This is a genomic window from Pseudomonas sp. S3_C06 (assembly GCF_054667675.1).
The window spans coordinates 5951727-5977040 of the sequence record NZ_CP162747.1 but is presented as its reverse complement, the minus strand read 5'-3'; the positions used below and the strand labels follow the sequence as shown (position 1 = coordinate 5977040).

The 25314-nt window shown below is 60.2% G+C and carries 17 protein-coding genes; 11 read left to right on the top strand and 6 right to left on the bottom strand.

The genetic code is table 11. The annotated features are described in order from the left end of the window. Nucleotides 1–250: 250 nt before the first annotated feature. Nucleotides 251–1015 (bottom strand): GntR family transcriptional regulator, encoded by a 765-nt coding sequence (locus AB4N44_RS26620; RefSeq protein WP_007918375.1) that lies wholly within the window; start codon nt 1013–1015, stop codon nt 251–253. A gap of 357 nt (nt 1016–1372) precedes the next feature. On the opposite strand from AB4N44_RS26620, the gene AB4N44_RS26615 reads away from it, so the two are divergent. Beyond that, a complete protein-coding gene (locus AB4N44_RS26615) occupies nt 1373–2563 on the top strand; it encodes a benzoate/H(+) symporter BenE family transporter (protein ID WP_150775095.1) in 1191 nt (396 codons plus the stop codon). Between the two features lie 242 nt (nt 2564–2805). Here AB4N44_RS26615 and AB4N44_RS26610 read toward each other — a convergent pair whose 3' ends face one another. Then, on the bottom strand, nt 2806–3150 hold the full coding sequence (locus AB4N44_RS26610) for a YggL family protein (RefSeq protein ID WP_007916365.1): 345 nt from the start codon (nt 3148–3150) through the stop codon (nt 2806–2808). A gap of 233 nt (nt 3151–3383) precedes the next feature. On the opposite strand from AB4N44_RS26610, the gene dacB reads away from it, so the two are divergent. Then, nucleotides 3384–4844, top strand: coding sequence for a D-alanyl-D-alanine carboxypeptidase/D-alanyl-D-alanine endopeptidase (dacB, locus tag AB4N44_RS26605; protein WP_127926497.1), 1461 nt, complete (start codon nt 3384–3386; stop codon nt 4842–4844). A 119-nt stretch (nt 4845–4963) separates the two neighbouring features. On the opposite strand, the gene AB4N44_RS26600 is transcribed toward dacB, so the two are convergent. Further along, entirely contained in the window at nt 4964–7345 is a 2382-nt protein-coding gene (locus AB4N44_RS26600; protein WP_127926496.1) for a sensor domain-containing diguanylate cyclase, read from the bottom strand. Between the two features lie 145 nt (nt 7346–7490). Beyond that, nucleotides 7491–9761, bottom strand: coding sequence for a bifunctional 23S rRNA (guanine(2069)-N(7))-methyltransferase RlmK/23S rRNA (guanine(2445)-N(2))-methyltransferase RlmL (gene rlmKL / locus AB4N44_RS26595; RefSeq protein ID WP_316917912.1), 2271 nt, complete (start codon nt 9759–9761; stop codon nt 7491–7493). A 532-nt stretch (nt 9762–10293) separates the two neighbouring features. Here rlmKL and rmf point away from each other — a divergent pair. Continuing rightward, nucleotides 10294–10509, top strand: a complete 216-nt coding sequence (rmf, locus tag AB4N44_RS26590) for a ribosome modulation factor (protein ID WP_003223300.1) — start codon at nt 10294–10296, stop codon at nt 10507–10509. 244 nt (nt 10510–10753) lie between these two features. On the opposite strand, the gene AB4N44_RS26585 is transcribed toward rmf, so the two are convergent. After that, nucleotides 10754–11773, bottom strand: a complete 1020-nt coding sequence (locus tag AB4N44_RS26585) for a quinone-dependent dihydroorotate dehydrogenase (RefSeq protein ID WP_034152862.1) — start codon at nt 11771–11773, stop codon at nt 10754–10756. Nucleotides 11774–11996: 223 nt separating this feature from the next. On the opposite strand from AB4N44_RS26585, the gene AB4N44_RS26580 reads away from it, so the two are divergent. The 8 genes from AB4N44_RS26580 to cobA all read left to right on the top strand — a co-directional run bounded on the left by AB4N44_RS26580 (nt 11997) and on the right by cobA (nt 23868). Then, complete coding sequence (locus AB4N44_RS26580; RefSeq protein ID WP_150775092.1) at nt 11997–13208, top strand: CmpA/NrtA family ABC transporter substrate-binding protein; 1212 nt, start codon at nt 11997–11999, stop codon at nt 13206–13208. A gap of 15 nt (nt 13209–13223) precedes the next feature. Beyond that, nucleotides 13224–13799 carry an ANTAR domain-containing response regulator gene (locus AB4N44_RS26575; RefSeq protein WP_038365449.1) on the top strand — a complete coding sequence of 192 codons (576 nt, stop codon included), beginning with the start codon at nt 13224–13226 and terminating at the stop codon, nt 13797–13799. Nucleotides 13800–14229: 430 nt separating this feature from the next. After that, the gene (locus tag AB4N44_RS26570; protein WP_460111406.1) at nt 14230–15441 is read left to right on the top strand and encodes a nitrate/nitrite transporter; all 1212 of its coding nucleotides are present in this window, start codon (nt 14230–14232) and stop codon (nt 15439–15441) included. Nucleotides 15442–15448: 7 nt separating this feature from the next. Beyond that, nucleotides 15449–17119 (top strand): bifunctional protein-serine/threonine kinase/phosphatase, encoded by a 1671-nt coding sequence (locus AB4N44_RS26565; RefSeq protein ID WP_160038938.1) that lies wholly within the window; start codon nt 15449–15451, stop codon nt 17117–17119. Nucleotides 17120–17542: 423 nt separating this feature from the next. Then, nucleotides 17543–19996, top strand: coding sequence for a nitrite reductase large subunit NirB (gene nirB, locus AB4N44_RS26560; RefSeq protein ID WP_127926492.1), 2454 nt, complete (start codon nt 17543–17545; stop codon nt 19994–19996). After that, entirely contained in the window at nt 19993–20310 is a 318-nt protein-coding gene (nirD, locus tag AB4N44_RS26555) for a nitrite reductase small subunit NirD (protein WP_095120050.1), read from the top strand. The genes nirB and nirD overlap by 4 nt, the downstream gene beginning before the upstream one ends. Then, entirely contained in the window at nt 20310–23024 is a 2715-nt protein-coding gene (locus AB4N44_RS26550; RefSeq protein WP_160038936.1) for a nitrate reductase, read from the top strand. Before nirD ends, AB4N44_RS26550 begins: the two co-directional genes overlap by 1 nt. Before the next feature lie 13 nt (nt 23025–23037). Beyond that, nucleotides 23038–23868, top strand: coding sequence for a uroporphyrinogen-III C-methyltransferase (cobA, locus tag AB4N44_RS26545; protein ID WP_460111409.1), 831 nt, complete (start codon nt 23038–23040; stop codon nt 23866–23868). Nucleotides 23869–24030: 162 nt separating this feature from the next. On the opposite strand, the gene AB4N44_RS26540 is transcribed toward cobA, so the two are convergent. Then, nucleotides 24031–25089, bottom strand: a complete 1059-nt coding sequence (locus AB4N44_RS26540; RefSeq protein WP_150774724.1) for an IS110 family RNA-guided transposase — start codon at nt 25087–25089, stop codon at nt 24031–24033. Nucleotides 25090–25314 lie beyond the last annotated feature (225 nt).

Sequence of the window (25314 nt, the reverse complement as noted above, 5' to 3'; positions counted from 1 at the left end):
TTCCCACGCTCCGCGTGGGAATGCAGCCCGTGACGCTCCGCGTCACTGGACGCGGAGCGTCCCCAGAGGCATTACCACGCAGAGCGTGGGAACGATCAGACAGGCACAAAAAATCCCCCGGTGGTGTTACACCCCGGGGGATTTTTTGTTGCCTGTCAGATCGCCTTCGCGAGCAGGCTCGCTCCCACATTTGAAATGCATTCCCCTGTGGGAGCGAGCCTGCTCGCGAAGGGGTCGACTCGGTGTCAGCTCAGAGCTTGGCCGCAGGGCGCCCCGGCTTCTTGGTCTGCAACAAATGCGAGAACACCGCATGCAGATCATCCGACGCGCCTTCCTCGTCGAGGTTGAGCTTGCTGTCGATGTGATCCATGTGGTGCATCATCAGATTGACCGCCAGCTCACCGTCGCGTTTCTCGATCGCGTCGATCAACTGGGTGTGTTCGTCATACGAACAGTGCGAACGGTTGCCGCTTTCATACTGAGCGATGATCAGCGATGTCTGCGACACCAGGCTGCGCTGGAAGCTGATCAACGGAGCGTTCATCGCCGCTTCCGCCAGTTTCAGGTGGAATTCGCCCGACAGACGAATACCGGCGCCGCGATCGCCACGGGAGAAGCTGTCGCGCTCATCGTTGACCATCTGCCGCAGCTCGGCGATCTGCTCGGCGGTGGCGTGTTGCACCGCCAGCTCAGTGATCGCGCGTTCGACCAGACGGCGGGCGAGAAACACCTGACGCGCCTCTTCCACACTCGGACTGGCGACCACGGCGCCACGGTTCGGCCGCAACAGCACGACGCCTTCATGGGCCAGACGCGAGAGCGCGCGGCGAATGATGGTGCGGCTGACCCCGAAGATTTCCCCCAGCGCTTCTTCGCTCAATTTTGTGCCGGGCGCCAGACGCTGTTCGAGGATGGCCTCGAAGATATGTGCGTAGACAATATCGTCCTGGGTTCCGCTGCGACCGGCTTTGCCTGCTCGCGGTTGTTTCTTGAGGGGTTGCAACTGTTCGTTCATGGGCACTCGAGTCGGGAGAACTGCGGCGAATAGACCGTGACTGTAATACGGCACAGTAGGTCGCTGGCAAGTATCGCGTAAAAAACAGCGCGATTGTACACAATGAAAGGTGGCAACACGACTGTACGGCTGTTTGTGACTTCGGCTGTATTGCAACGATCCGTTACGTTTGAGTTTAGGCTTGTTCGCAGAATCCGCTGGTCGACCACAATCCCCTGTGGGAGCGAGCCTGCTCGCGAAAGCCGTTTCATATTCAAAATGAATGTTGACTGACACACCGCTTTCGCGAGCAGGCTCGCTCCCACAGGGGTTTGGCGTACAGGGGACATCTTCATTGCTATAAGGAACACCGCCGTCATGAACGACGCCACCCAAATCCGACTGCGCCCTCTGGCCGACACCTCGCCCTCGGCGATCGTCGCCGGTTTCATCGCGATGATGACCGGCTACACCAGCTCGCTGGTGCTGATGTTCCAGGCCGGGCAAGCGGCGGGTCTGACCAGCGGGCAGATTTCTTCGTGGATCTGGGCGATTTCGATCGGCATGGCGGTCTGTTCGATCGGCCTGTCGCTGCGCTATCGCACGCCGATCACCATCGCTTGGTCGACGCCCGGCGCGGCGTTGCTGATCACCAGTCTGGGCGGCGTCAGTTATAGCGAGGCCATCGGCGCCTACATCACCTGCGCGGTGCTGGTGACGATCTGCGGCCTGACCGGCAGCTTCGAACGGCTGGTGAAAAAGATTCCAGCCTCACTGGCGGCGGCATTGCTGGCAGGGATTCTGTTCAAGATCGGCAGCGAAATTTTCGTCGCCGCGCAGCACCGTACCGGGCTGGTGCTAGGGATGTTTTTCACCTACCTGCTGGTCAAACGCCTGTCGCCACGTTACGCCGTGCTCGCGGCGCTGCTGATCGGCACCGCGCTGTCGGGCTTCATGGGCTTGCTGGATTTCAGCGGTTTTCATCTGGAAGTCGCGACGCCGGTGTGGACCACGCCGCACTTCTCGCTCGCCGCGACCATCAGCATCGGCATTCCGTTGTTCGTGGTGGCGATGACCTCGCAGAACATGCCCGGCATCGCCGTACTGCGCGCCGACGGCTACAACGTCCCGGCCTCACCGCTGATCACCACCACCGGCATCGCTTCACTATTGCTGGCGCCGTTCGGCTCCCACGGCATCAACCTCGCGGCCATCAGCGCAGCGATCTGCACCGGGCCGCACGCCCATGAGGATCGCAACAAGCGCTACACCGCTGCGGTCTGGTGCGGAGTTTTCTACGGGATTGCCGGTGTGTTCGGCGCCACGTTGGCGGCGTTGTTTGCCGCGTTGCCGAAGGAACTGGTGCTGTCGATTGCGGCGCTGGCGCTGTTTGGTTCGATCATCAATGGTTTGAGCATTGCCATGACCGAGGTGAAGGAGCGTGAGGCGGCGTTGATTACCTTTATGGTCACGGCATCAGGGTTGACGCTGTTTTCCATTGGTTCGGCATTTTGGGGGATTGTCGCGGGGGTTTTGACGCTGGTGATTTTGAATTGGCGTAAAGCTTAAGGTCAAAAGCCCCTCACCCTAACCCTCTCCCCGGGGGAGAGGGGACTGACCGAGGTGCTTGGAAGAAATACGCCGACGTGGGATACCGAGTCGAACTCAGGTATTGAACAGCTCGCATATCGGCTCCCTCTCCTCGGGGAGAGGGCTGGGGTGAGGGGTAGCCTCACCACAAATCCCAAACCGAACACCCAAACACCAGACGAAAAAAAACGGCGACCCTCAGGTCGCCGTTTTTTTCAGTATCACTTAGCCGCGTTGATCGGCTTTTCCGGATACCAAACGTCCAGCAACGGGCTGACTTCATACTTGGTCAGCTCGGAGCGGGTTTTCAGCCAGGCTTCAACGGCAGCGCGCTGCTCTTCGTTGACCGAGCCACGCTTCTGCAGGCAAACCAGACCGAAGTCGTCGCCGCCCACATAACCCAGACCATTGGCTTCCATGGCTTCTTTGATGAAGGCTTCGAGGAAAGCGTCAATGGCTTCTTCGGACAAGTCTTCTTTGAAGTCCAGGTTCAGTTCGAAACCCAGCTCTTGAAATTCATCAACGCACAGTTTTTTGCGCAGACGCTGGGAACGGTTAGTCGCCATTGGAACAATCCTCTTAAGTAAATACGGCGGGCACTTTACCAGTTTAAGCAATCGATTGCCCGACTCTCTGGACACAGCAACCGACCGCCTGTAAAAAAATAACGTATTGGCCTGCCCGGACAAGGCACAACCTGTTACAGGTTGGGGCATAATGCCGACACTTTCGTGACCACTGAGGACCTTTTCATCCATGTCCTCGTCTTTTTCCCCTCGGCTGTAGGGTTTTATTTCATATGATCAAATCGTTGCGTCCACTGTTTCTCGCCGGCCTTCTTCTGCCTCTGGCGCTGCCTGTTTCTGCTGCCACCATCAATACTTCCCTGACCCCCAACGTTGAAAAAGCCCTCAAGGCGAGCAAATTGCAGCCTAGCGCCCTGTCGCTGGTGATGGTGCCGCTCGACGGCCCGGGCACGCCGACCGTGTTCAACGCCGACGTGTCGGTCAACCCGGCCTCGACCATGAAACTGGTCACTACTTACGCGGCGCTGGAAATGCTCGGCCCCAATCATCAGTGGAAAACCGAGTTCTACACCGACGGCGACCTCAACGGCGGCATCCTCAACGGCAACCTCTACCTCAAGGGTGGCGGTGATCCGAAGCTGAACATGGAAAAACTCTGGCTGCTGATGCGCGACCTGCGCGCCAACGGCGTGACCCAGATCACCGGCGATCTGGTACTCGACCGCAACTTCTTCGTGCAGCCGCAACTGCCGGAATTCAACGATGACGGCAATGACGAGAACAAACCGTTCCTGGTCAAACCGGATTCGCTGCTGGTCAACCTCAAGGCCCTGCGCTTCGTTGCGCGCAATGACGGCGGTCGCGTGCTGATCTCGGTAGAACCGCCGATTGCCAGCATCCACATCGAAAACACCGTCAAAGCCCTGCCGTCCAAACAATGCACCGGTGGCGTGCGCTACAACCCGGTGGCGCAGGCCGATGGCAGCGTCAACGTGACCGTTGCCGGCCAGTTGGGCGAAGGTTGCAGCTCGCAGACTTACCTGTCGCTGCTCGACCACGCAACCTACACCGCCGGCGCCGTGCGCGCGATCTGGAAAGAACTGGGCGGCAGCATTCAGGGCAAGGATCGTCTGGCCTCGACACCGGGCAACGCCAAACTGCTCGCGCGTGCCTACTCGCCGGATCTGGCGGAGATCATCCGCGACATCAACAAATACAGTAACAACACCATGGCCCAGCAGCTGTTCCTCAGCCTGGGACAAAAATTCCGCAACGATGCCGACGGTGACGACGCCAAGGCTGCGCAACGCGTCGTGCGCCAGTGGCTGGCCAGGAAAGGCATCACCGCGCCGCATCTGGTAATGGAGAACGGTTCCGGCCTGTCTCGCGCCGAACGCGTCAGCGCCCGTGAAATGGCGGGCATGCTGCAAGCGGCGTGGCACAGCCCGTATGCCGCGGAATACATCAGCTCGCTACCGATCGCCGGTACCGACGGCACCATGCGTAAACGCCTGAAAACCACGGCGATGCGCGGTGAGGCACACGTCAAGACAGGTACGTTGAACACTGTGCGGGCGATTGCCGGCTTCAGCCGTGATGTGAATGGCAATACCTGGGCGGTGGTGGCGATCCTCAATGACAAGGCGCCGTTTGGCGCGTCGTCGGTGCTCGATCAGGTGCTGCTGGATCTGTACAAGCAACCGAAACTGGCGCAGACCGCTTCGGTCCTCTGATCACCGCGGCCCCCTGTAGGAGTGAGCCTGCTCGCGATAGCGTCAGTTCAGGCACATCAAAGTGACTGACATATCGCGATCGCGAGCTGGCTCACTCCTACAAGGGTTTAGCGTCGCGGCTAGCTCATCTGCTCGACACGATCGCGTCCGCGCTGCTTTGCCATATACACACCCGAATCCGCCCTGAGCAACAGCGCATCCGCGCCCTCCCCCGACCGCCAACTGGCGATACCGAAACTCGCCGTGACCACGCCGACCACATCCACCGGCGCACTGCGCAAACCCTGCCACAGTTCAACCGCCAGCATGTACGCATGTTCGCCGTCGATGTCCGGGCACAGCACCATGAACTCCTCACCGCCCAACCGGCAGAACACATCGGTACGCCGCAGACGATGGCCGATGCGTTCGCACACCGCTTGCAGCACGCGGTCACCGACGGCGTGGCCATACTGATCGTTGATGCGTTTGAAATGGTCGATGTCGAGCATGATCACCGACAGCTCGCCGCCACCGCGCTCGACCCGGGCCATTTCGGTGGTCAGGCGTTCCTGAAAATAGCGACGGTTATGAATGCCGGTCAGCGAGTCGGTCACTGACAGCGCACGCAGTTCTTCTTCCACGCGTTTGAGGTCGGAAATGTCCGAGATATAGCCATGCCACAGCACGCCGCCGCCCGGCAGTTCTTCCGGCGTCGCCTCGCCGCGTACCCAGCGTAGACCGCGCTCGGGCAACTGCACACGGTATTCCTCGCGCCACGGGCTGAGGCTGTCGGCCGAGGCGCGAATCGAAGAGCGCACACGAGTAACGTCCTGTGGATGAATGCGCGTGAAGATCGCTTCCGCGTTGAACAGCAGCACATCCGGCTCCAGTTCGTAGATCTCGCGAATGCCGTCGCTGGCGTAGATCACACTGAAGCGTCCGTCGAATTCCATCTTGAACTGATAGATGCCACCGGGCACGTGAGCGCTGAGCTTCTTCAGCAACACATCCCGCGCCGCCAGCACCTCGTGCACGCGCTTGCGCTCAGTGATATCGATGCAGATCGCCAGATGCCCGACCCACAAACCCTGCTCATCGAGCACCGGGGTGGCGAGCATGTTCACTGGAATATGGCTGCCATCGCTGCGCACCAGCGTCCACTCGCGTGCCTCATGGCCGCCGACTTCGCCGCCCTCGACCAGCATCGCGTGGCAGGTCGGGATGGTCTTGCCGTAACGCGCACTCAACTCGGCAGCGCGGGCCGTCAGCTCGCGGGGCAGGTGCAGGTTTTCCAGGGTCATGTGGCCGACGACATCGGCGCTGCTGTAGCCGAGCATTTGTTCGGCGCCGGGGTTGAAGGTGTTGATCACCCCGCGCAAGTCGGTGGCGATGATTGCCACCTGCGTCGCCGCATTCAGCACGCCGCGCAACTGGCCGTGGGTGCCGCGCAGCTCCTGTTCGCTGGCATGCAATTCCTGCGTGCGCTGCTCCACCATAAGCAAGGCGCGCTGGCGCTGACTGACCAACACGTAGAGCAAGGCGCTGAGCAGCAGACTGAGTAACCCACCCAGAATGATCACACTGCCCACCGACGAATGGTTGGCCTGAACGAACGCGTCGCTCGGCAAGATATCGACCTGATAGTCGTGATCGGCCATGCGCACCAGACGCGTGGCGGACAAATCGCTCAGTGCCGGGTCGTTGCTCGACTCGAACAACACCTCGTGCTGATCATGGGTCGACATGTCGAGAATGCGCACTGACAGGTAATCATGGAAGGCATCCGGCAAACCGTCAGCCAGCAACTGGCGCATGCTGATCACCGCCATCACGTAGCCGAACGACTGCCGCTCGCCGTTGCGGCTGACCGGCGCCACCAGCAACACGCCGCGCGCGTAGGACGGCTCAATGCTAACCAGGTGCATCGGTTGCGACACCGCCAGCCCGCCGAGCTTATCGGCACGTTGCAGGGTGTCGCGCCGCAGCGGTTGCGCCAGCAAGTCATAACCCAACGGTGAGCCGAGCCGGCTTTGCGTCTGGCTGTAGAGAACCGGCACGTATTCATCGCGCACGCCAGCCAGTTGCAGCTCGCCCTGGGCATTCAATTCACGGAGGGTAAAGTTGCTCAGACCTTCATCACGCACCCGCTGCTCGAATGCCGCGCGCTCGGCACCGCTGACCTTGAGGGCAAACGAATAGGCCTGGGTACGCATTAATAAGGGTTGGGTGTAACCGTCGAATTCGGTGCGGGATACCGATTCAGAGTTGGCGAAGAAGCGGCGCAGACCGTCGAGGCGTTGCTCCTGATCCTGAAAGCGTTCTTCGATGCGGCTGTAACGTTCGTTGGCCAACAGTTGAAAACGCTGACGGGATTGTTGCTGAAACTGATTGAGGGTGGCCCAGGCGAGCAGCCCCGTGAGAATCCCACCGGCGAGCAATACCAGCAGCGCGACCAGCCAGGCCGAGACGTCTTCGCTGATGAAACCCAGAATCTTTGGGCGCACGGGGTGCAACGACATAAAGACAACTCACTACGCCAGCATTTACGGGAAAACCCCATTGACCGTGTGTGAGTTATAGCTATTAGCCACTAATTTAGCTAGCGCGGGCAGATCCACGGAGCCTTTAAAAATCAAGGCTCTGTGGATCCAATTGCGCAAAGCGTCAACGAGCCGTGATTTTCCAGGCGCGGTGGATCTTGGTGTTGCGGGCGAAATCCGGATCGATGGTCTGCGCGCTGATTTCCTCGACCGCGTAACGCTCGGCGAGGTTTTCTTCCAACTGGAACTTGCGGAAGTTGTTGGAAAAATACAGCACACCACCCGGCGCCAGACGGGCCATGGCCAGGTCAATCAACTGCACCTGATCACGTTGCACGTCGAAGATGCCTTCCATGCGCTTGGAGTTGGAGAAGGTCGGCGGATCGATAAAGATCAGGTCGTACTCGTCACGGCTGCTTTCCAGCCACGCCATCACATCGCCCTGCTCCAGACGGTTCTTGTCCGAATAGCCGTTCAGCGACAGGTTGCGACGTGCCCAGTCGAGATAAGTCTTCGACAGGTCGACGCTGGTGGTGCTGCGCGCGCCGCCCTTGGCCGCGTGCACGCTGGCGGTCGCGGTGTAGCAGAACAGATTGAGGAAGCGCTTGCCGGCGGCCTCTTTCTGGATGCGCATGCGCATTGGGCGGTGGTCGAGGAACAGACCGGTGTCGAGGTAGTCGGTGAGGTTGACCAGCAACTTCACGCCGCCCTCGCTGACTTCATTGAACTTGCCTTGCGCAGCCTGACGCTCGTACTGCTTGGTGCCGCTCTGGCGCTCGCGGCGTTTGACCACCACGCGGCTCTTGTCGACGTTCAGTGCCTGCGGGATCGCTGCCAGTGCATCGAACATGCGTGCCGAGGCTTTTTCCGGGTCGATCGATTTTGGCGCGGCGTATTCCTGAACGTGCACCCAATCGTGGTACAGGTCGATGGCCATCGCGTACTCTGGCATGTCGGCATCGTAGACGCGGTAGCAATCAATACCTTCGCGCTTGACCCACTTGCCCATGGCCTTGAGGTTCTTTTGCAGGCGGTTGGCAAACATCTGCCCGCCTTCGCTCAAGCGCGGCTGCTCGATCACCGGAACCGGGGCTGGCGTCGGTTTGATCGGGTTGCCGTTCTTGTTGAACTTGCGCTCTTGCGGCTCGTCCGGAGTCTGGTCGTAAGCCGCTTGCTCGCGCTCGGCCTGACGCTGTTCCGGGGTGCGACGCTCGCCGGTGACGAACTGATCCGGCAGCACTTTGATCAACAGCAGCTTGCACGGCAGCGCGCCGTTCCAGAACGAATACTGCTTGTGGCTGCGAATGCCCATGCGCTTGCCCAGATCCGGGGCGCCGGTGAACACCGCCGCTTCCCAATTCAGGCAGGCCTGACGCAGACGCTCGCCGAGGTTCTGGTAGAGATACAGCAGGCTGGCCTCGTCACCGAGACGCTCGCCGTACGGCGGGTTGCAGATCACCAGACCTTTCTGGTTCTGATCAGGACGCGGCTCGAAGGTCGCGACTTCGCCCTGGTAGATCTTGATCCACTCGCTCAGGCCCGCACGCTCAACGTTATTGCGACCCGGCTGAATCAGACGCGGATCAGCTTCGTAGCCACGAATCCACAACGGTGGCTTGGCCAGACCGGCAGCGGCACGTTCGACGGCTTCTTCGTGGAGTTTTTTCCACAGTGCCGGCACGTGACCGAGCCACGCGGTAAAGCCCCACTGCTCACGGCGCAGGTTCGGCGCCATGTCGGCGGCAATCATGCCGGCTTCGACGAGGAACGTACCGACGCCGCACATCGGGTCAGCCAGCGCGCCGCCTTCGGCAGCAATGCGCGGCCAGCCGGAACGGATCAGGATGGCTGCCGCGAGGTTTTCCTTCAGCGGTGCCGCCCCTTGCTGCAAGCGATAGCCGCGCTGGTGCAGGCTGTGGCCGGACAGGTCGAGGGAGAGGATCGCTTCGCCGCGATCCAGACGCAGGTGAATGCGCAGATCCGGGTTGAGCTTGTCGATCGACGGACGGTCGCCCTGCGGGGTGCGCAGTTTGTCGACGATGGCGTCTTTGACTTTCAGGGCACCGAAGTGGGTGTTGTCGATGCCTGAGCCGTGGCCGCTGAATTCGACGGCCAGGGTGCCGTCGCTGAGCATGTGATCCTGCCACTCGATGTCGAGCACACCGTGGTAGAGGTCTTCAGCGTCTTTCATCGGGAAACGCTTGAGCACCAGCAATACGCGGTTGGCCAGACGCGACCAGAGGCACAGGCGATAAGCGGTTTCCATGGTCGCCATGCCACGCACGGCGGAGGTGTGCTCGCGCGCTTCTTCAAGGCCAAGCCCGACGGCTTCCTCGATGAGCAGGCCTTCAAGGCCTTTAGGGCAAGTGAGGAAGAGTTCGAAACGGTCGGACATGGTATTTCCAGAGCCTTTGGCTAGTGAATCGGCAACGCATTGCCGATCCGGTTTTCAATCAGGCGCTTTTCTAAAAGAGCGCCCGCGTGGCACGAAGGTGTGCCGTTCCATCCCCGCTGCTCGGGTTAAAAGAGCTTAGATGCCGGGACAGATAAAAAAGGTGATGCAACAAAAAGTCTTAAAGCGACCCTTCGTCGCTTTATACCCCAGCGCAAACGTGGGTCATTCTCACTAAAGAATTAACCCCATCATCCAGCGCGGGGCCGATCATACCGGGGTTTGCTCAATAAACGTTCAATAAATAAGCGGTTACTTATCGCTATAGCACTCTTTTCGTTACGTCCTTATGACAAAACGGTCATTCCATCGCTGTGACTCATTGGTTAGAAATGAACACAGGTTGACGTCGCAACGGCGTCAACACCTTGGCTCGCCACGCCGGCAGCGAGCCGCACCATGGCAGGTTTCTTCTGCCAGACCTCAGTTGAGGTCAACGCGACACAAAACAGTCAACAAGTGAGGGAAACACCCTATGAGAAGACTTAAGCGTGATCCGTTGGAAAGAGCATTTTTGCGCGGATATCAATATGGCGTTGGTGGCAAATCCCGTGAGCTTTGCCCATTTACTCTACCGTCGGTACGCCAAGCCTGGATTAACGGCTGGCGAGAAGGACGCGGCGACAACTGGGACGGTATGACCGGCACTGCGGGAATCCACAGACTCAACGAACTTCACGCCGTCGGCTGACACAGGGCATTAATTCCGACACGACAATCTGAATTTGTAACGACTTACCATGCACGTCCTTCCCGGACGGCGGGCTCCGGCCCAGGGGCTCCTTCGAGGAGCCCTTTTTTATGCCGGAAAACTCATTTTTTGTGCTGGAACACGAAACCTGTGGGAGCGAGCCTGCTCGCGAAAGCGGCGTGTCGGTCACAGAAATATTGACTGAACTGGCACCTTCGCGAGCAGGCTCGCTCCCACAATTGGATCAGCGCAGGGCGGCGATCGCGTCTACCGATTCACGAATCAGCGCCGGGCCTTTATAGATGAAGCCGGAGTAGATCTGCACCAGGCTCGCACCGGCGAGAATCTTCTCGGCCGCATGCTTGCCTTCAGTAATCCCGCCCGCCGCAATGATCGGCAACCGCCCAGCCAACTCACCGGCCAGCACCTTCACGGTGTTCGTACTCTTCTCACGAACCGGCGCACCCGACAAACCGCCCGCCTCGTCGCCATGCTCCATGCCTTCAACGCCAACACGGCTCAGGGTGGTGTTGGTCGCGATCACCGCGTCCATACCGGTTTCGATCAGCGCTTGGGCAACCTGCGCGGTTTCTTCATCGGTCATGTCCGGCGCGATCTTGATCGCCAACGGCACATGCTTGCCATGACGCAACGCCAGTTCAGCACGGCGCGTGGCCAGATCGGCGAGCAACTGCTTGAGCGAATCACCGAACTGCAGGCTGCGCAGGCCCGGGGTGTTCGGCGAACTGACGTTGACCGTCACATAGCTGGCGTGGGCGTAGACCTTGTCCAGGCAGATCAGGTAGTCGTCGACCGCGCGTTCAACCGGCGTATCGAAGTTCTTGCCGATGTTGATGCCCAGCACGCCTTTGTATTTCGCTGCGGCCACACGCGCCAGCAGGTTATCGACACCGAGGTTGTTGAAACCCATGCGGTTGATGATCGCCTCGGCTTCCGGCAAGCGGAATATCCGTGGTTTCGGGTTGCCCGGCTGCGGGCGCGGGGTCACGGTGCCGATTTCGACAAAACCGAAACCCAGTTGCGCGAAGCCATCGATGGCCGCGCCGTTCTTGTCCAGACCGGCCGCCAGCCCCACCGGGTTCGGGAACTCCAGGCCCATGACCGTCACCGGCTTCTTCGCCGGCGCCTTGCACAGCAAGCCGTTGAGACCCAAACGCCCACCCGCGCCGATCAGATCCAGCGACAGATCGTGGGAGGTTTCCGGGGAAAGTTTGAACAACAGCTGACGGGCCAGGGTGTACATGGGCGGCGATGACTCGGGCGGCGAAAAGAGGCGGCGATTATAGCCGGGCATCGACCTGCGGCGCGAGGCGCACGCGCAAATCACTGGCACTGGCATATGCCTTGCACCCTCCTTGACTATCAGCGCGCAGGCCAATGACGGCACGCGGGCAAGGACAATGGCGTCGTCCCGGGTTTTGCCTGCGCAAAGTCCGCGGCGGCGCTTTTTTTCGAGGTGGCGGTGTATGAATGAACCTTCGGTAGGGCCACTGGCCTGGGTCAACGGCAGCGATGCCCCGGAAAAAAGTGCAATCAACCTCGGTTTCATGGCGTTGAGCGACTGCGCATCGGTTGTCGTTGCTGCTACACAGGGCTTTGCCCAGCCTTATGGACTAACGCTGAACCTGAAGCGCCAGGCCTCTTGGGCGAATCTGCGCGACAATCTGGTCAGCGGCGAACTGGATGCCGCCCACAGTCTGTATGGTCTGATCTACGCCGTTCACTTGGGCATCGGCGGTGTCGCCCCGACTGACATGGCGGTGCTGATGGGGCTGAACCAGAACGGCCAAAGCCTCAACCTGTCGCACGGCCTGCAGAACCTCGGCGTGAGCAGTCCTGAAGCGCTGGATCGGCACGTGCACCAAAGCCGCGCAAAACTCACCTTCGCCCAGACCTTTCCCACTGGCACTCATGCGATGTGGCTGTATTACTGGCTGGCGAGTCAGGGCATTCATCCGTTGCAGGATGTCGACAGTGTGGTGGTGCCGCCGCCGCAAATGGTTGCGCATCTGCAAGCCGGGCGCATCGACGGCTTTTGCGTCGGCGAGCCTTGGGCTGCTAGCGCGGTGCAGCAGAATCTGGGTTTTACCCTGGCCACCAGTCAGACCATCTGGCCCGATCACCCGGAAAAAGTCCTTGGTTGCACCCGCGATTTTGTCGAGCAATACCCGAACACCGCGCGGGCGTTGGTGATGGCGATTCTTGAGGCCAGCCGTTTCATTGAGGAAAGCCCGGAAAACCGTCGCAGCACCGCGCAGTTGCTCAGCGCGCCGGAATATCTGGACGCTCCGCTTTCGTGCATCGAACCGCGTTTTCTCGGCGATTATGCCGATGGCCTCGGCAATCGCTGGCAGGATCCGCACGCGCTGCGCTTTCACGGCAATGGCGAAGTGAATCTGCCTTATCTGTCGGACGGTATGTGGTTCATGACCCAGTTCCGCCGCTGGGGCTTGCTGCGTGAAGACCCGGATTACCTCGCTGTCGCCCGTCAGGTTCAGCAACTCGATCTGTATCGCGACGCCGCTACTGAGCTCGGTGTTGCCGCGTGGGGCACCGACATGCGCAGCAGCCAGTTGCTCGACGGCAAAATCTGGGACGGCAGCGACCCGGCCGCTTACGCGCGCAGCTTCAAGCTGCACGCGTTGAACGACGACGCCCCTCTTCTCGCCCGCCGCTGACAGGAGACCGCGAACATGTTGCGCATTCTGTTGATCAACGACACAGCGAAAAAAGTCGGGCGCCTGAAAGCCGCATTGACCGAAGCCGGTTTCGAGGTGATTGATGAGTCCGGCCTGACCATCGACCTGCCCGCGCGCGTCGAAACGGTGCGCCCGGACGTAATCCTGATCGATACCGAGTCACCGAGCCGCGATGTCATGGAGCAAGTCGTGCTGGTCAGCCGCGACCAGCCTCGGCCGATTGTGATGTTTACCGACGAGCATGACCCCGGAGTGATGCGTCAGGCGATCAAGTCCGGGGTCAGTGCCTACATCGTCGAAGGCATTCACGCCCAGCGTTTGCAGCCGATTCTTGATGTGGCGATGGCACGATTCGAGAGTGATCAGGCCTTGCGCGCGCAGTTGCAGGCGCGAGACCTGCAATTGGCTGAGCGCAAGCGTATTGAGCTGGCCAAAGGGTTGCTGATGAAGATGAAGGACTGCAATGAGGAAGAGGCTTACACCTTGATGCGGCGCCAAGCGATGAGCCGGCAGCAGAAGCTGATTCAGGTGGCGGAGCAGATTATTGCCATGAGTGAGTTGCTGGGTTGAGGTGTCCTCTTAAGAGCCCCCTCACCCTAGCCCTCTCCCAAAGGGAGAGGGGACTGATTGGGGGATGCTCGCGATGTACGCCGACTTGCAATTTCTGCTGTGAATCCATAATCGACTAGGTCTTTCAGGTCGATGTTTGGCGCAAGACACCTCGGTCAGTCCCCTCTCCCTCCGGGAGAGGGTTAGGGTGAGGGGCTTTTGATTTTCCGGCTGTTGGCACAAATCTCGCTATGTAAAACGCACAGGTAACCAACGGCGGTTGCCCCACCCACGACAAAGACGTCGCTCACCCCGTTCGCCCCTTCGGCGAATCAGGTAGCGGCGTTTTTGCGTTTTGGCCCCACAGCTCGGGGCCGGTGGTGCGGCCGTGGCGGCGCCCCACCTGCTGTTGCATGACTCCTTTCGAGACTCTTTTCAGCTGAGGTGCGCGATGAATTCAAGCTTCTGGAAATCCGGCCACACCCCGACCCTGTTCGCGGCCTTCCTCTATTTCGACCTGAGCTTTATGGTCTGGTACCTGCTCGGCCCGTTGGCGGTGCAGATTGCCGCCGACCTGCAGCTAACCACGCAGCAACGCGGCCTCGTTGTCGCCACGCCGATCCTCGCCGGTGCGGTGCTGCGTTTTGTGATGGGCATGCTCGCCGATCGGTTGTCGCCGAAAACCGCCGGTCTGATCGGCCAGGTCATCGTGATCTGCGCATTGTTCGGCGCCTGGAAAATCGGCATCCACAGTTATGAACAGGCGCTGATACTCGGCCTGTTCCTCGGCATGGCCGGCGCGTCGTTTGCCGTCGCCCTGCCCTTGGCCTCGCAATGGTATCCACCGCAGCATCAGGGCAAAGCCATGGGCATTGCCGGTGCGGGCAACTCCGGCACCGTGTTCGCCGCATTGCTTGCGCCGGTGCTCGCCGCTGCGTTCGGCTGGAGCAATGTTTTCGGTTTCGCTCTGATTCCGTTGATCCTGACGTTGGTGCTGTTCGCCTGGCTGGCAAAAAATGCGCCTGAGCGGCCAAAAGCCAAAGCCATGGCTGACTACTTCAAAGCCCTCGGCGACCGTGACAGTTGGTGGTTCATGTTTTTCTACAGCGTGACCTTCGGCGGTTTCATCGGTCTGGCCAGCGCCCTGCCCGGCTACTTCAACGATCAATACGGCTTGAGCCCGGTGACGGCCGGTTACTACACCGCAGCCTGCGTGTTCGGCGGCAGCCTGATGCGTCCGCTGGGCGGCGCCCTGGCTGACCGTTTCGGTGGCATACGCACCTTGCTGGCGATGTACACCGTCGCTGCCGTGTGCATCGCGGCCGTCGGCTTCAACCTGCCAAGTTCCTACGCGGCACTGGCGTTTTTCGTCTGCACGATGCTCGGTTTAGGGGCAGGCAATGGTGCGGTTTTCCAACTGGTGCCGCAGCGCTTTCGTCTGGAGATCGGCGTGATGACCGGGTTGATCGGCATGGCCGGCGGCATCGGCGGTTTTGCCTTGGCCGCCGGCATGGGCGCGATCAAACAAAGCACCGGCAGCTATCAACTGGCCCTGTGGTTGTTCGCCAGCCTCGGCGTATTGGCGTGGTTTGGTCTGCACGGCGTCAAGCGTCGCTGGAGAACCACCTGGGGCTCGGCAGCGGTGACGGCGGCGCGGGTCTGAGGCATCAATGGCCCTGCAACTGAGCTTTGCCGAAGCCAGCGCCACCGGCCCACGCGCGGAGAATCAGGACGCTTTGCGCCTGGTCACACCCGCTCCGGCGCTGGCGGCGAGCAAAGGTTTTCTGTTTGCCATCGCCGACGGCGTCAGCCAATGCGCCGATGGCGGACTGGCTGCGCGCTCGACCTTGCAGGCCTTGGCGCTCGACTACTACGCCACGCCGGAAACCTGGAGCGTGGCGCAGGCACTGGATCGCCTGCTGCTCGCGCAAAACCGCTGGCTGCAGGCCAATGGCGGTGGGCAACCGCTGCTCACCACGGTCAGCGTCTTGGTCATGCGCGGTCGGCGCTTCACCCTCGCCCACGTCGGCGACTGCCGGGTGTATCGCTGGCACGCCGACAGTTTGCAGCGGATCTCTGAAGATCATGTCTGGGATCAGCCGGGCATGCAGCATGTGCTCAAACGTGCATTGGGGCTGGATCAGCATCTGGTGCTGGACTTCCTTGATGGTGAACTGCGCCACGGCGAGTGCTTTGTTTTGCTCAGTGACGGTGTCTGGTCGACACTCGGCGATACCGCCATTGCGGCGATTCTGCGTGATCAGCCGGATCTTCACAGCGCCGCGCAGACGCTGGTCAACGCCGCGCATCTGGCGGGGAGCCAGGACAATGCCAGTGCATTGCTGGTACGGGTTGATGCTTTGGGTGAGGCAAATATCGGCGATGCACTGATTCATTTGCAGCAATGGCCACTGCCTCCAGCGCTGAAACCCGGGCAGCACTTTGAAGGCTGGCAGGTGCAAGGGATTGTTGCTCAGAGTCAGCAATCGCTGCTCTATCGAGTGCATGATGGGCAAGGTCAGAGGTGGTTGCTGAAAACCCTGCCCACGCGCTCCGCCGATGATTCCTACGCCGGGCAAGCGTTGTTGTCCGAAGAATGGTTCCTGAAACGTGTGGCCGGGCGGCATTTTCCTGAAGTCCATGCGTGCCAGCAGCGTCAGCATTTGTACTACGTGATGCGCGAATATTCCGGGACGACGCTGGCGCAGATTCTTCAACAAAATGGGCCTTTACCCCTAGCGCAATGGCAGGACATCGCGGAGCGTCTACTACGCGCGGCCGGACTGCTGCATCGACGGCAGATTCTGCACCGCGATATAAAACCGGAAAACCTGCATTGGAGTGATGACGGCGAATTGCGTTTGCTGGATTTTGGCCTGGCGTACTGCCCAGGCTTGTCCGAAGACGCGCCGTCGACTTTACCGGGGACGCCAAGCTACATCGCCCCGGAAGCGTTTCGCGGCGATCCGCCGAGTGCGCAGCAGGATTTGTATGCAGTCGGCGTGACCCTGTACTTCCTGCTCACCGGGCATTTTCCCTATGGCGAGATCGAAGCGTTTCAGCGGCCGCGATTTGGCGTGGCGGTGAGTGCCAGTCGATTTCGGCCGGATCTGCCGGAATGGCTGGCGCAGAGTCTGGAGCGTGGGGTGGCGGCTGATCCGCAACAACGGTTTGAAACGGCTGAGGAGTGGTTGCTGGTGTTGGAGCAGGGCGAGCGGCGGAGTTTGAGTGTGCGGCCCAGACCGTTACTGGAGCGTGAGCCGCTGAAGGTCTGGCGGACGATGGCGATCGTGGCTTTATTGGGGAATCTGGTGCTGCTGGTTTTGTTGTTTCATGGCTGACACCGCGTCGCGCCATTCGCGAGCAGGCTCGCTCCCACAAGAGATTCGTGTCGTTCGCAAATCCCCTGTGGGAGCGAGCTTGCTCGCGAAGGCGCCCACCCAATCACTACAAATTCAACTGCCTGAATGCCCCACGAACGAGCAACCTGCTTCGAATCAGTGCAAAAAATCCACCCTCAAAATCTGTCCCCCCCAATAAACCCGCCACCGTCCCCACTTGGCACAACCACTGCATTACCCCAACCAACACACACATAAAGCCCAACCTTCAACGACGAAGGCTGCGCTTCCCGAGAGAACGGGACCAGGACAAAGGCGTCCTCGCTAGGCAACTAGCGGGACGCCTTTTTTTGTTTGCGCAAAATTTCTCGAGCAAGGCCTGACTGCCCATAAGAGGCCAGCCGCAGCTCCCCGGAGAACCTGATGAAAAAACTCAAACTGGTGATGATCGGCAATGGCATGGCCGGAGTCCGCACCCTCGAAGAACTGCTCAAGCTGAGCAACGAGCTGTACGACATCACCGTCTTCGGCGCCGAACCGCACACCAACTACAACCGCATCCTGCTCTCACCGGTGCTGGCCGGTGAGCAGACCTTCGAGGAGATCGTGCTCAACGACCTCGACTGGTACCTGGAAAACCACATCAAGTTGCTGCTCAACCGCAAAGTGGTGGAGATCGACCGGGTCAAACGCCGGGTGATCGCCGAGGACGGCACCGAAGCCGAATACGATCGCCTGCTGATCGCCACCGGTTCGACGCCGTTCATCCTGCCGATCCCCGGCAACACCTTGCACGGGGTGATCGGTTACCGCGACATCGCCGACACCCAAGCGATGATCGACACCGCCAAAACCCACAAACACGCGGTGGTCATCGGTGGCGGTCTGCTCGGTCTCGAAGCCGCCAATGGCCTGATGCTGCGCGGCATGCACGTCACCGTGGTGCACATCGGCGAATGGCTGCTGGAACGGCAACTGGACAAAACCAGCGGTCAACTGCTGCAAAGCGCCCTCGAATCCCGTGGCCTGCACTTCCGTCTGTGCGAACAGACCCAGGCCCTGCACGATGCCGGCAATGGCCGGGTTGGCTCGGTGCAATTCAAGAACGGCGACATCATTCCCGCTGATCTGGTGGTGATGGCGGCCGGCATTCGCCCCAACACCGAACTGGCGGAAAAGGCTGGCATCCCGTGCAATCGCGGGATCCTGGTCAACGACACCCTGCAAACCTACGATCCGCGCATCTACGCGATCGGCGAGTGCGCCAGCCATCGCGGGATTGCCTACGGTCTGGTCGCGCCGCTGTTCGAACAGGCCAAGGTTTGCGCCAACCACCTCGCACAATTGGGTTTCGCCCGTTATCAGGGCTCAGTGACGTCGACCAAATTGAAAGTCACCGGCATCGACCTGTTTTCCGCTGGCGACTTCATGGGCGGCGAAGGCACCGAGACCATCACCCTCTCCGACCCGATCGGCGGCGTGTATAAAAAACTGGTGATCAAGGATGACGTGCTGGTCGGCGCCTGTCTGTACGGCGATACGGCAGATGGCGGTTGGTATTTCCGCCAGATTCGTGAGAATCACGCCATCGGCGAGATCCGCGATCACCTGATGTTTGGCGAAAACGCTTTGGGCGACGTAGGACATCAGGGCCAGGACAAAGCCATGGTCATGGCCGACACCGCCGAAGTCTGCGGCTGCAACGGCGTGTGCAAAGGCACCATCGTCAAAGCGATTCAGGAACACGGCCTGTTCAGCGTCGATGAGGTGAAGAAACACACCAAGGCTGCCAGCTCCTGCGGTTCCTGTGCCGGGCTGGTCGAACAGATCCTGATCAACACCGTTGGCGGCGCGGCCGACGTCAAACCGAAAAGCGAAAAAGCCATCTGCGGATGCAGCGATCTCAACCACGGGCAGATTCGCCAAGCGATTCGCGAACAGCATCTGCTGACCATCGCCGGCACCATGAGCTACCTCAACTGGCGCACGCCGAACGGCTGCGCAACGTGCCGCCCTGCCCTCAACTATTACCTGATTTCCACCTGGCCCGGCGAAGCCAAGGACGACCCGCAATCGCGCCTGATCAACGAGCGTGCGCACGCCAACATTCAGAAGGACGGTACCTATTCGGTGGTACCCCGCATGTGGGGCGGCGTGACCAACCCTTCGGAACTGCGGCGAATTGCCGATGTGGCTGACAAGTATCAGGTGCCGATGGTCAAGGTCACCGGCGGCCAGCGTATCGATTTGCTCGGCATCAAGAAGCAGGATCTGCCCGGCGTCTGGAAGGATCTCGACATGCCCTCCGGCCACGCCTACGGCAAATCCATCCGCACGGTGAAAACCTGCGTCGGCAGCGAGTTCTGCCGCTTCGGCACGCAGAACTCGACACAACTGGGCATCGAACTCGAGCACGACCTGTTCAACATGTGGTCGCCGCACAAAGTGAAACTCGCGGTCTCCGGATGCCCACGCAACTGCTCGGAAGCAGGAATCAAAGACGTAGGAATCATCGGCGTCGACTCCGGCTGGGAGATGTACATCGGCGGCAACGGCGGGATCAAAACCGAAGTCGCCGAATTCTTCGTCAAGCTGAAAACCGCCGAAGAAGTCCGCGAATACAACGGCGCCTTCCTGCAGCTGTATCGCGAAGAAGCCTTCTACCTCGAACGCACCGTGCACTACCTGCAAAGGGTCGGCATGGAACACATCAAGAAAGCCGTGCTGGAAGATCCCGAGCGCCGCAAAGCCCTGAACGAGCGCCTGCAATTCTCCCTGTCGTTCGAGCAAGACCCGTGGAAAGAACGCCTGGCGCAGCCGCAACTGAAGAAAGAATTCGACGTAATCCCGGTGAAAAATCTGGAGGTGCCTGCATGAACTGGCTCGATATCTGTGCCCTCGACGAGATCAATACCCTCGGTTCGCGGATCATTGCCGGACCGAAAGGTGACATCGCGATTTTTCGTACAAGCGACGACGAAGTTTTCGCCCTCGACGACCGCTGCCCACACAAGGGCGGACCACTGTCACAAGGGTTGATCTACGGCAAACGCGTCGCCTGCCCGCTGCACAACTGGCAAATCGACCTCGAATCCGGCGAAGCTCAGGCGCCGGACATCGGTTGCGCGCACCATCACCCGGCGCGGGTCGAAAACGGTCGTGTGCAACTGGCCCTGCGGGACGCCATCTGATGAACCGCCAGACGACCGCCTCGACCTGCTGTTATTGCGGGGTCGGCTGCGGCGTGCTGATCGAGCATGACGGCGAGCGCATCCTCGGCGTCAGCGGCGATCCGGCGCACCCGGCCAACTTCGGCAAACTGTGCAGCAAAGGCTCGACCCTGCACCTGACCGGCGACCTCGCGGCTCGCGCGCTGTACCCGGAACTGCGCCTGGGCAAAGGCCTGGCCCGCAGCCGCACGGACTGGGACACCGCATTGGAACACGCCGCCAACGTGTTCGCCGAGACCATCGCCGAGCATGGCCCGGACAGTGTGGCGTTCTATATTTCCGGGCAGTTGCTGACCGAGGACTACTACGCCTTCAACAAACTGGCGCGGGCGCTGGTCGGCACCAACAACATCGATAGCAACTCTCGCCTGTGCATGTCCTCAGCCGTGGTCGGCTACAAGCGCAGCCTAGGTGCCGACGCCCCGCCTTGCAGTTATGAGGATCTGGAACTCAGCGATTGCGTGATGATTGTCGGCAGTAACATGGCCTACGCCCACCCGGTACTTTTCCGTCGGCTGGAAGAGGCAAAATCCCGCCGCCCGCAGATGAAAGTCATCGTCATTGATCCACGGCGCACCGACACCTGCGACCTCGCCGATTTGCATCTGGCGATTCTGCCCGGCACCGACGTCGCCTTGTTCCATGGGATTTTGCATCTGTTGTTGTGGGAAGACTGGATTGATCGCGACTTCGTCAAGGCGCACACCGATGGCCTCGCTGAACTGAAAAGTCTGGTGCGTGATTACACCCCACAAATGGTTTCGCAGTTGTGTGGCATCAGCGTTGAGCAATTGCAGCAGTGCGCTGAATGGGTGGGCACTTCGCCAGGTTTTCTGTCGCTGTGGTGCATGGGGCTGAACCAGTCCACGGCTGGCAGTGCGAAGAACAGCGCGCTGATCAATCTGCACTTGGCCACCGGGCAAATTGGCCGTCCGGGTGCAGGACCTTTCTCTCTCACCGGTCAGCCAAATGCCATGGGTGGACGGGAAACTGGCAGTTTGTCGAACCTGTTGCCGGGTCATCGTGACGCGGCCAACCCTGAACACCGCGCCGAAGTGGCGGCTTATTGGGGTGTGGATCAACTGCCGGAAAGCACTGGTCTCAGCGCCATCGAACTGTTCGAGCAAGTGCGCAGCGGCAAGATCAAGGCGTTGTGGATTGCCTGCACCAACCCTGCGCAATCGATGCCGGATCAGAGTGCGGTGCGCGCGGCGCTGGAAGCTTGCCCGTTTGTGGTTCTGCAAGAAGCCTTTCGCACCACCGAAACCGCAGCATTCGTCGATCTCCTGCTACCTGCCGCCAGTTGGGGCGAGAAGGAAGGCTCGGTGACCAACTCCGAGCGACGCATTTCCCACGTACGCAAAGCCATTCTCCCACCGGGCGAAGCGCGGCCGGACTGGGCGATCACGGTAGATTTCGCACAACGCCTGGAGAAACGTCTGCGCCCCGCCGGGCCAAGCCTGTTCACGTTCACTCAGCCCGCGCAGTTGTTCGATGAATTCAAAGGGCTGACGCATGGCCGCGATCTGGATATGTCCGGGATCAGTCATGCGCTGATCGACGAGATCGGACCGCAGCAATGGCCCTTCCCTGTCGGCGCACGACAAGGAACACCACGACTGTACGAAGACGGGATTTTCCCAACCGCCAACGGACGCGCTCATTTCATTGCCGAACCTTACCGCGCCGCCAAAGAACAGCGTGATGCACGCTTTCCGCTGACATTGATCACTGGCCGCTTGCGCGATCAATGGCACGGTATGAGCCGCACCGGTACGGCGGCGCAACTGTTCGGGCATGTCAGCGAAGCGGTGTTGAGCCTGCATCCAGACGAAATGCGTCGGCATCGTTTGCAGCCGGGAGATCTGGTCAACCTTAAAAGTCGTCGCGGCGCAGTGATCGTCGCGGTTGGCAGCGACGACAGCGTACGTCCGGGACAAGCGTTTCTGCCGATGCACTGGGGGGACCGCTTTCTCAAGGGCGGCGTAAACAGCCTGACCCTGCCGGCCCTCGATCCATTGTCGAAACAACCGGAACTGAAACACAGCGGCGTGCGCCTGGAGCCGGTCAATCTGCCGTGGCAGCTTTTCGCACTCATCGAGGGTGATGTTCAACGGCATTTCGAGGCCCTACGACCGCTCTGTGAGGCATTTTCCTACGTGAGTCTCAGCCTTGTCGGACGTGAACGATCGGCATTGCTGATACGCGCTGCCAACAGAGAGGCACCGGATGCGCAATTGCTCAGTGAAATCGATCATTGCTTGTCGCTGATCGACGGCCCGGTTTTGGCCTACGACGATCCGCGCCGGGCCATTGGCAAACGCGTGCGTATTGAAAACGGCCGCATCACCGCGATCCGCCTGGCCGGTGAAACCCTTGCCCAGCATTGGCTACAGGGGTTGTGGCTGGAAGGTCGTGCAGACGAACAACTGCGGCGCTGGTTGCTGGCACCGATGAGTGCGCCGCCGGGCAGTGCCGGGGCGCAAATTGCTGCGGATAAAACCCTGTGCAACTGCAAGAACGTCAGCCTCAACGCGATCTGCGCCGGCATTCGCCAGGGTCTGGATCTGCAAGGTTTGAAAAACAATTTGGGCTGCGGCACGCAATGCGGCTCCTGTGTCCCGGAAATAAAACGCTTGCTGGCTGCCGATGTGCAGCCGGTCGCCGTCATCTGATGAGGAAAACACCATGAACGCAAAAGTCTGGCTGGTGGGTGCAGGTCCTGGTGATCCCGAATTGCTGACCCTAAAAGCGGTGCGTGCGTTGCGCGAGGCCGATGTGGTGCTGATCGATGATCTGGTCAACGACGCGGTGCTGGAACATTGCCCTGGCGCGCGAATCATTGCCGTGGGTAAACGCGGTGGTTGCCGTTCGACACCGCAGGCGTTCATCCATCGGCTGATGCTGCGCTATGCCCGCCACGGCAAGTGTGTGGTGCGGCTCAAGGGTGGCGATCCATGCATTTTCGGCCGTGGCGGTGAAGAGGCACAGTGGTTGCGTGAACGTGGCGTTGAGGTGGAGTTGGTCAATGGCATCACCGCTGGGCTCGCTGGGGCGACGCAGTGCGATATTCCGCTGACGTTGCGCGGTGTGGCACGCGGCGTGACCCTGGTGACCGCGCACACGCAGGATGACAGCCAATTGAACTGGCAGGCGCTGGCGCAGGGCGGGACGACGCTGGTGGTTTATATGGGCGTGGCCAAGCTGGGCGAGATTCGCGATCAGTTGTTGGCGGGCGGGATGGCCGCAGATACGCCGGTGGCGATGATCGAGAATGCCTCGTTGCCAGAGCAGCGCGAATGCCGCAGTGATCTGATGAGCATGAGCGATGACGCAGGAATTTTCGGATTGAAGAGCCCGGCGATTCTGGTGATTGGTGCGGTGGCGGCTGCTGGTGAAGATCAAAAGATCGCAGCCTGCGGCAGCTCCTATGTATGGACTCGCCCCACCATTCAACCCGCTTTTGAACACTGCTACCCGGTTGCATCTATGTATAAGGCCTATTCGAGGAAGCGTTAACCGGCTTCTGGCCAACATTGGGTAAGCTCGCGATATGCCGATTACAGTAAGGCCTCAAGGGCCAGTAGGAGCTCAGGCATCAATTCGCGACGGTCTGACCTGGGGTCAATGTTCTTAGCAGGGGTTGAAGCGGCTTAGCGCCTCGGTGGCAGAACTCTTTTATCAGTGACTCATCGTCGCCTCCTGGCCGTTGCCCGGCTGGCGACGATATGTTTGATCGTTTTGCAGCAGCACCCACAAAATCCGAAGGTTGCGATTAGCCAATCGCACCGCAGCTTCCTTGCGACCCAAGCGGTTGATCCAGCGTTGCAGCCGCTGATCGTCCGGCTGCTGTGAATCAGGCCGCAGTTGCCTTAAAACAGCATGAGCGCCCTGGATCGTCAGACTGCGCAAATACGCATCACCATGCTTGCTCATCTTGCCCAGTCGGGTCTTCTCGCCAGAACTGTGCTGGCTGGGCACCAACCCGAAATAGGCGGCGAACAAGCGAGCGTTGGCGAACCGTTCAGGCTCGGTCTGCTTGGCGATCAGCGCCGTGGCGATGATCGGGCCAACACCGCGCACCGTCATCAGCCGCTTCGCCGTCTCGTCTTCTTTCGCTGCCATTTCCAGCCGGCCGGTCAGCACGTTGACGCGATCGCCCAATTGACTCCATTCGCCCAGCAATTCAGCAATCAGTTCACGCAACAAATCAGGCAGCGGTTGGGTGGCATCTTCCAGTATTCGAGGCACCAGCTGGCTGATCGCAATTTCGCCCTGTGCCATGGCCACTCCATGTTCGAGCAGTAAACCGCGCATTTGATTGCCGACCGCAGTGCGCCGCCGCACATATCCCTGACGCGCCCGGTGTAGAGCCTGCATCGCCATCGCGGCCGCGCTCTTGATCGGCACCGCCGAGATTTTGCAGTCGCGGCCGGCACGCAAGATAGCCAAAGCATCGTTGCGATCATTTTTCGGGCCGCTGCGGTGGCTGGCGACCAGTTGAGCGGGCAGGATGCGAACGGGATTACCCTGCATTTGCAGCAACCGCGCCCATGCTTGAGCACCGGGCCCGGTTTCCACCAACACCGTCACGCTCGGAGGAAGCTCACGGAGAAATACCTGAAAGGCTTCGCGTGACTTGATTCTCTCCTCGAATATCAGCAGGCCGAGGGCATCTTCCCCTGCCACCTGGAAAACCCTTTTGGCAAGATCCACTGCGACTGTGGAGCATGCCGACACGTCGGCTGACAAAGACTGATTATTCGTCGTATGCTTTTTCATGGCCTCGCCCTCGCTGTCGTTGGCTTCTATAAGAATGCCACCGTGGCGCACAGACGCCTCGGCTTGGGCGAGTCCATACAATTACAGGACGTATGCAGATTTCATGTAGGAGCTGCCGAAGGCTGCGATCTTTTAAAGCTGCAAAGCCAAATCGCAGGCAAAGAAAAGCCCGGCCTAAGCCGG